Below are 6,940 nucleotides of genomic sequence, written 5' to 3' on the forward strand. Positions count from 1 at the left end.
AGTTCACGCGTCACGTCGGCACGCCGGCCTTCCGCACGAGACCACTCGGTCGACAGCGTGGAGCCCTCGGGATCGTGCTCGTCGTCGTCGGTGGCACCGCTGCGCGCGTCCCGGATCGCCGCGAGCTGGGATAGCACCGACTGCAGTCGAGTCTGGAGGTCCCGTCGTCGGCCGTCGATCAGCGCCTGGAAGTCTGCCGTCATCTGATCGCCTCGGCGATGGGCACGGTTCCGCTGTTGAACCGGATCGTGCGGCCGATCGTCGCGTCTTCGACGAGCGTCACGGCGACGACGGCCGCGACATCCGCTCTGCTCACCGACCCCGATTCCGTCGAAGTCACGTCGATCCGGCCCGTGGGGTCGCCGAGCGTGAGCGAACTCGGCCCGAGCACGGTCCACGAGAGCGCGCTCCTGCGCAGGTGGTCGTCGGCCGCCGCCTTCGCGTCGGCGTACGCGTGGAATGGGTCGTCCGGCGCAACTCCGTGATCCTGCCGGGCCCCGAAATAGGACACCATCACGTAGCGGTCCACAGCCGCGGAGGATGCGGCATCCATCGAGCGGATCGCGGCGTCGCGGTCGACCGCGTATGTGCGCGCAGGGTTGCCGCCGCCGGCGCCCGCAGACCACACGATCGCATCGTGGCCGGCAAACAGGGTGGCGAGCTCGGCTGCGGCGAGATTTTCGATGTCAGCCACGACCGGTGCTGCACCGGTCGCTGAGACGTCTGCGGCGTGGGCAGGGTTGCGAATGATGCTGGTCACGTCATCGCCGCGATCCACGAGCAGCGGAGCGAGCAGCAGCGCCACCTTGCCGTGACCGCCGATGATCAGGATGCGGGCCATGTGTACCTCCCGGGGTTCGCATCCACGCTACGCAGCAGCGAGACCGAGCGCGCCACTTCGGCTATCTCGTCCGGGCGCACACGACAGCATCCCCCGATGAGGCGTCCGCCGCGGGCGACCCAGTCCCCCGCCCGCGAGGCGATGCCGACGGCCTCCCCAGACCACTGCCGGGTCTCGGCATTCCAGCGCTCGCCGCTGTTCGGGTAGGCGACACCCGGCAAGCCGGTGACGGCGGCCTTTGCGAGTGCGTCGCCCACCTCGGTCGCCTCGCAGCAATTGACGCCGACCGCGATGACGCCGGGCGCAGCACCGGCGAGCGCGAACGCCTCGGCGAGCGAATCACCCGAACGCAGCGCCCCATGCGAGATCGTCGTGCTGATCCACGCCGGGATGCCGACCGCCTCCAGCTCGATACACACAGCCTCGACCTCCGCGAGCGAAGGCACGGTCTCGACTGCGATCGCGTCCGGCTCAGCGGCGGCAAGCGCGTGGAGACGCGGACGATGCCACTCCCGCAGCTGCGACACGGTCAGTCCGTAGACGCCCGTGTACTCGCTGCCGTCCGCGCGCGCGGCGCCGAACGGGCCGACGGATGCCGCGACCCACGCCGCGTCGGGCTCCAGCCCCGCCTCATCACGGGCATCGCGCGCCAGCTGCACGCTTCGGGAGAGGATCGCGTCGACCTCCGCGTGACTGGCGCCGGCGGCATCCATGCCCGAGTAGCTCACCTGATATGAGGAGGTGATCGCGACTCGGGCGCCCGCGGCGAAGAACTCGGCGTGAGCACGGCGGATCGCCTCAGGATCGTCCCGGAGCAGTCGCGCCGACCACAGCGAAGACGAGAGATCGTGACCGTGCGCTTCGAGCAGCGTTCCGAGTCCGCCGTCGAGAACGATCGGACCCGCCGCGACCGCATCGCTGAAGGAGCTCACCGCGTCAGTCTAGGTATCTCCGCTCCCACCTGTGGGCGGGAACGAGTCACGGATACACTGCGAACGCCGGGCCCTCGTGCAGCGGGCCCCGCAGGGAGACGCCATGGCAGATGTCCCGCCGGCCGACGGTGGCGCGCAGGATCCCCACGCGCCGGGCAGGACCCCGCCACCGGCGCCACCTCCTCCGTACGCCGCTCGACCGCCGTATGCCGGAGTGCCGGCCATCATCCAGCGTTATCCCGGCGCGCCACCCGAACCGAATCCGGCGCTCCAGAGTCGGCCGAGCGGACCATACCCGTACTCGTACTCGCCGAACCCGCCTCCTATTGCTGAGCGCCCCACCACGTTGGCCGTGCTGGCACTCATCGCCGCCTTGGCAGGGGTCTTCGTCGCGTTCACGGGGCCTTTCGCGTTCGCATCGGGCCCGATCCTGATCGCCGCCATCGTCCTCGGCATCATCGCGATCGCGAATCGCCGCCAGGGCGGCAAGGGTCTCGCCATCGCTGCGATCGTCCTCGCGGTCGCCGGCGGGATCATGGCCTGGGTCATCACGGCGATCTTCGGCCTGGGGATGACGGGCGACCTGTTCCGCGATGACGAGCCCTTCGCCCCTCAGCCGATTCCGACACCTGATCCGTTCGTTCCGCCGGTCGAGGGCGAGCCCACCGACGGCAGCGATGGCAGCCGCGGGACGGTCGCGGCTCCCTATCCCTACGGCGAAGTCGTCACCATCTCGGATGCCGTGACCGGCGATCCGGTGTGGGAGCTGACCGTCGGAGCCCCCGTCGACGTGACCGTCGACCTTGCGGCCGAGGATCTCTTCAACCCCACGCCCGAGACCGGGACGTACACCGGAATCCCGGTCACCCTCACCTACGTCGGTCTCGAGACGGTCGATCCGTGGATCGACTACGAGTGGAACGTTGCGGTGACGTGGATGACCGCCGCGGGCACCCCGCTCGAGCAGGAGTACTTGATCCTCCCCGACGGCTATGTCGGCGTGACCGAGCTGGACGCCATGACCCACGGAGAAACAGTCACCTTCCACACGATCGTCGATGCCCCGCTCGACTCGGGCGGGAGCGTCCGCACGACGATCGGCTACGACTACGACCTGTACTGGTCGGCTCCCGGGTGAGTGGGCGTCAGCCCAGCATTGCTGCCCGGATCACAGCGAGATCGTGTTCTGAGATCTCGAAGACGCCGTACCGGAACTTGTAGCCCCAACGACTCTTGTCCTCGACGAAGTCCAGGTCGTCCAGCAGTGGACGGATCGGGGCCTCGCGAGCAGTCAGGAACGCCACCTTCCGGCGCCACGGGTGGAAGTCATCCGACACGTCGGACTGATACGGCTCGTCGTCTGCAACCTCGCCGATCGCAGTGAACGCCTGAACCGGATCGCCGTCGGGATGCTCGGTGCGCGGCGAGTAGAACACGATCCAGTCGCCGCGTCGCATCCGCTGGAGCATGTGCGGTTTGCCGTGATTCGCCTGTGTGAAACCACCCGCGACTCCTCGCTGCACGTGGCTGCGGCTGACGGTGTTGATCCATGCGGCCATGCCCGGAGGCTAACGCTTCGCGCCGACAGTGCGACCCCGGATCAGAGTCGGAGTCGATGCGTACCCTGAAACCATGACCATCACCTATCGCGGCACCACGGCCCTCATCACGGGTGCCAGCGCCGGACTCGGCATCGAGTTCGCCACTCAGTTCGCCGCGCGCGGCGCGGATCTCGTGCTCGTCGCGCGCCGCGAAGATCGCCTCCGGGAACTCGCCGAGCGCGTCGAGGGCGCGCACAGGGTTCGCGTCACCGTGCTCCCACTCGACCTCGGTCGTCCCGATTCTGCCGCCGAACTGACCCGAGCGCTCGAGGAGCGCGGGCTGAACATCCAGACGCTCATCAACAACGCCGGATTCGGCATGAAAGGCCCGTTCATCGAGTCGGATCCCGACCGCGTGGCGGCCATGGTCCAGCTCAACGTCAACACGCTGGTCGCGCTGACACGTCGACTGCTCCCCCAGCTCGTGCGCGGTGACGGCGCGCTCGTGAACATCGCGAGCAACGGCGCGTACCAGCCGTGCCCGAACATGGCGGCCTACGGCGCGACCAAGGCATTCGTGCTCAGCTTCACCGAAGCGCTCGCCTACGAGACACGCGAGACGCCGCTCACGGTGCTCGCGGTCAGTCCCGGTGCGACGCGGACCGAGTTCTTCGATGTGCTCGGACAGAAGGGGTACCGGGGCGCGACCTACCAGACTGCGGAGCAGGTCGTATCGCGCACCCTCCATGAGCTCGACCGCTCGAATACCCCGCCCAGCTTCGTCTCCGGGCGCATGAATGCGGTCGCCGCGAAGCTCGCCGGCATCGTGCCCAGGCGTCTCGCGCTCGCCATGGCCGGCCGAGCGCTCGGGTAGATCTGGTTGGAGTTTCTCGGCCACTCCATCGCCAACGCTGGTTGACTGGAGGCATGGCGAACGTCGCGATGTTCCCACTCGGTGCGGTCCTGTTTCCGCACACGCCACTGGCGCTGCGGATCTTCGAAGAGCGCTACCTCGTGATGCTCGGCCGACTGCTCGACGACGATGACCCCCAGTTCGGCGTGGTGCTCATCGAGCGCGGAAGCGAGGCGGGCGGCGGTGAGCAGCGTTTCCGCATCGGGACCATGGCGCGGATCACCAACGTGATGGCGGGCGAGAGCGACATCCACCTCATCGCGGTCGGAGGCTCACGCGTCGAAGTCGACGAATGGCGCGACGATGAGCCGTACCCGACGGCGACGGTTCGCGAGCTGCCCTCGCTCGTCTGGGATGACGCGCTCATTCCTCTGCGGGGTGAGGCCGAGCGAATCGTCCGGCGTGTGCTCTCGCGCGCGGCCGAATTCGCCGAGGTCCAGTGGGACCCCAACATCGAACTATCCGACGATCCGCTCGAATCGAGCTGGCAGCTGGCGGCGATCGCCCCGCTCGGTCAGCTCGATCAGTTCCGCCTGCTGCGCTCGACGACCGTCGGAGGCCTCCTTCGGGAGCTCATCGACCTGACCCTGGCCGCAGAACCGCTCCTGACGAGCGCACCGCGGGGCGATGAGTTCGATGCAGCGCTGGCCGACCTGCTGGACGAGGACGCGCGGACGGATCAGGGTCGCAACGAGGACGACGACCCGGACGCCGCGTCCGGCGACGACACGCCGCCCCGGGCGTGAGCGTGTCCCGCTACCAGCCCATCGTCCCGGGCTCGCCCTTGAAGGGCCCGACGATGTCCGATGTCACCCAGCCGCCGTAGAAGCCGCCCGGCTGTGGCACGACCTCTTCGCCGTCCACGGTGCAGCGATCCATCTTCCCCGCGTAGACCGCGACGCGGTCGGCCAGGAGCTCGTAGCCACGAGCGGGAGTCGGATAGTTCCATCCCGCTCCCTGCGCCGTCCGATCGCCACCGTGCACATCGAAGTACCGCGCCGATCCCTTGAACTCGCAGAACGACGAACCGCGCGCGGGCAGCAGGCTGCCGTCCGAGAAGGCCGCGATCGGGACGTAGTAGACCGGCGGATGACTGGTCTCCAAAACGCGGACGACATCCGACGTGTCGAGGATCCGCTCTCCGCCGAGGTCGATCGTCACACGCCGGTCGACTGTTTCGATGCGCGGCGGACGAGGATAATCCCAGACCGATTCCTGGCCGGCGGCGACGGGATGGGGGGCAGGACGCGACATCCCTCCACGCTACGCACGAATTCCAGGGCGAGGGCCGTCAGCCGACCTCGCCGTCGACATACAGCCAACGACCACCGAGCCGAACGACATGGCCACTCCTCCCGACCGGTCGCTGGCCAGCTTAGGTCGGACCCCAACCCGTCGTCCTCAGGCCGCGATCGCCGCCCGATCGTCGAGGATCGCGCGCACCGCGGCGCGACCGGCGCGACTGGCTCCGACCGTGGACTGAGACGGCCCGTACCCGATGAGGAACAGCCGAGGCTCGTCGACGGCGCGCGTGTTCGCCACCCGGATCCCACCCTCGGGAGTTCGCACGCGCAGCGGCGCGAGATGGTCCAGCGCCGGCCGGAATCCGGTCGCCCAGAGGATGGCATCGGCTTCGATGAAGGATCCGTCGGGCATGCGGACGCCGCCCTCCTCGATCGAGGCGAACATCGGGTGTCGCACCAGCACTCCGCGCGCCTGCGCCTCCCGTGCCCAGGGTGTCCAGTGCATGCCCGTCACCGATATGACGCTGCCCGGGGGCAGGCCCTGCCGGACGCGCTCCTCGACTCCTGCTATCGCGGCGATGCGCGCGGCGAGGTCGAAGGCCTCGTCGCTCCATTCGGGTTCGCGCCGTGTCATCCAGACGGTCTCGGCCACACGAGAGACCTCATCGAGCAGCTGCACGGCCGAGATCCCGGCGCCGACCACGATGACCCGCTGACCGGCGAAGTCTTCGGCGGAGACGTAGTCGGCGACATGCAGCTGGCGACCCCGAAAGCGACTCTGGCCGGGGTAGTGCGGCCAGAACGGGCGGGTCCACGTTCCGGTGGCGTTGATGACGTAGCGCGCAGCCCACGAGCCTCGGTCGGTCTCGACGAGCAGACGTCCATCGGCACAGTCGTCGGCGCGGCGGACCGCATTCACGCGAACCGGCCGCTGCACGTCGAGGGCATAGCGATCCTCGTATGCCGAGAAGTACGGCGGGAGGATGTCGCGGCTGGACGCATCCGGATCGGCTGGCGGCACCGGAAACCCGGGCAGCTCGTGGATGCCGTTGACAGTCGCCATCCGCAGCGATTCCCACCTGTGCTGCCACGCTCCCCCGGCCTGCTCGTTCGAATCGAGCAGGACGAAGGTCTCGTCGCCTGGCGTGGCACCCCGGGACGGTACCAACCCGCGCCGCCTGAGGTGGTATCCGGCCGACAGACCCGCCTGCCCCGCGCCGATTACGACGACGTCGACGAGCGCGGGTTCCACGCACGGGTCCACGTTATGAGGACGGCGCAGATTCCCCGGGGCACCCTGGTCGCCCGGAACCTGCTCCGCTAGATTACGCACAGGTCGATCCGCGCCCAGGGAAGGCGCTCACTCATGGCACCACGGACATGTATGTCGCTCGCCATTGGTCTGACTGCCGTCGCGCTTCTGGCCGTCGGCCTCGGCGGATGCGGCCAACCGCCGGCGAGTCCCCCCA

The 6,940-nt window shown here is 68.7% G+C and carries 8 protein-coding genes and 1 pseudogene; 3 read left to right on the plus strand and 6 right to left on the minus strand.

Annotated elements, in window-relative coordinates; translation table 11 throughout:
* The 3 genes and pseudogenes from VFX99_RS00310 to mmuM all read right to left on the minus strand — a co-directional run.
* Positions 1–203: pseudogene (locus tag VFX99_RS00310) on the minus strand (molecular chaperone DnaK); the annotation flags it as partial.
* Entirely contained in the window at positions 200–841 is a 642-nt protein-coding gene (locus VFX99_RS00315; protein WP_329664326.1) for an NAD(P)H-binding protein, read from the minus strand. The gene VFX99_RS00315 and the pseudogene VFX99_RS00310, both read right to left, overlap by 4 nt.
* Positions 826–1,773 carry a homocysteine S-methyltransferase gene (mmuM, locus tag VFX99_RS00320; RefSeq protein WP_329664327.1) on the minus strand — a complete coding sequence of 316 codons (948 nt, stop codon included), beginning with the start codon at positions 1,771–1,773 and terminating at the stop codon, positions 826–828. Before mmuM ends, VFX99_RS00315 begins: the two co-directional genes overlap by 16 nt.
* A 352-nt stretch (positions 1,774–2,125) precedes the next feature.
* Between mmuM and VFX99_RS00325 the strand changes: the two genes are divergently transcribed.
* Positions 2,126–2,911, plus strand: a complete 786-nt coding sequence (locus VFX99_RS00325; RefSeq protein WP_329664328.1) for a hypothetical protein — start codon at positions 2,126–2,128, stop codon at positions 2,909–2,911.
* A 7-nt stretch (positions 2,912–2,918) separates the two neighbouring features.
* On the opposite strand, the gene VFX99_RS00330 is transcribed toward VFX99_RS00325, so the two are convergent.
* Positions 2,919–3,332, minus strand: a complete 414-nt coding sequence (locus tag VFX99_RS00330) for an EVE domain-containing protein (RefSeq protein ID WP_329664329.1) — start codon at positions 3,330–3,332, stop codon at positions 2,919–2,921.
* Positions 3,333–3,405: 73 nt separating this feature from the next.
* Between VFX99_RS00330 and VFX99_RS00335 the strand changes: the two genes are divergently transcribed.
* Positions 3,406–4,188, plus strand: coding sequence for an SDR family oxidoreductase (locus VFX99_RS00335; RefSeq protein WP_329664330.1), 783 nt, complete (start codon positions 3,406–3,408; stop codon positions 4,186–4,188).
* Positions 4,189–4,241: 53 nt separating this feature from the next.
* Positions 4,242–4,973: an LON peptidase substrate-binding domain-containing protein gene (locus VFX99_RS00340; protein ID WP_329664331.1), complete on the plus strand. Its 732-nt coding sequence runs from the start codon at positions 4,242–4,244 to the stop codon at positions 4,971–4,973.
* A gap of 10 nt (positions 4,974–4,983) precedes the next feature.
* Here the strand turns inward: VFX99_RS00340 and VFX99_RS00345 are convergent, their stop codons facing one another.
* Both VFX99_RS00345 and VFX99_RS00350 read right to left on the minus strand, forming a co-directional pair.
* Entirely contained in the window at positions 4,984–5,481 is a 498-nt protein-coding gene (locus VFX99_RS00345) for a DUF427 domain-containing protein (RefSeq protein ID WP_329664332.1), read from the minus strand.
* A gap of 147 nt (positions 5,482–5,628) precedes the next feature.
* Positions 5,629–6,723, minus strand: coding sequence for an NAD(P)-binding domain-containing protein (locus VFX99_RS00350; protein WP_329664333.1), 1,095 nt, complete (start codon positions 6,721–6,723; stop codon positions 5,629–5,631).
* Between the last annotated feature and the right edge of the window lie 217 nt (positions 6,724–6,940).

Source organism: Microbacterium sp. (assembly GCF_036277215.1).
Classification (GTDB): Bacteria; Actinomycetota; Actinomycetes; order Actinomycetales; family Microbacteriaceae; genus Microbacterium.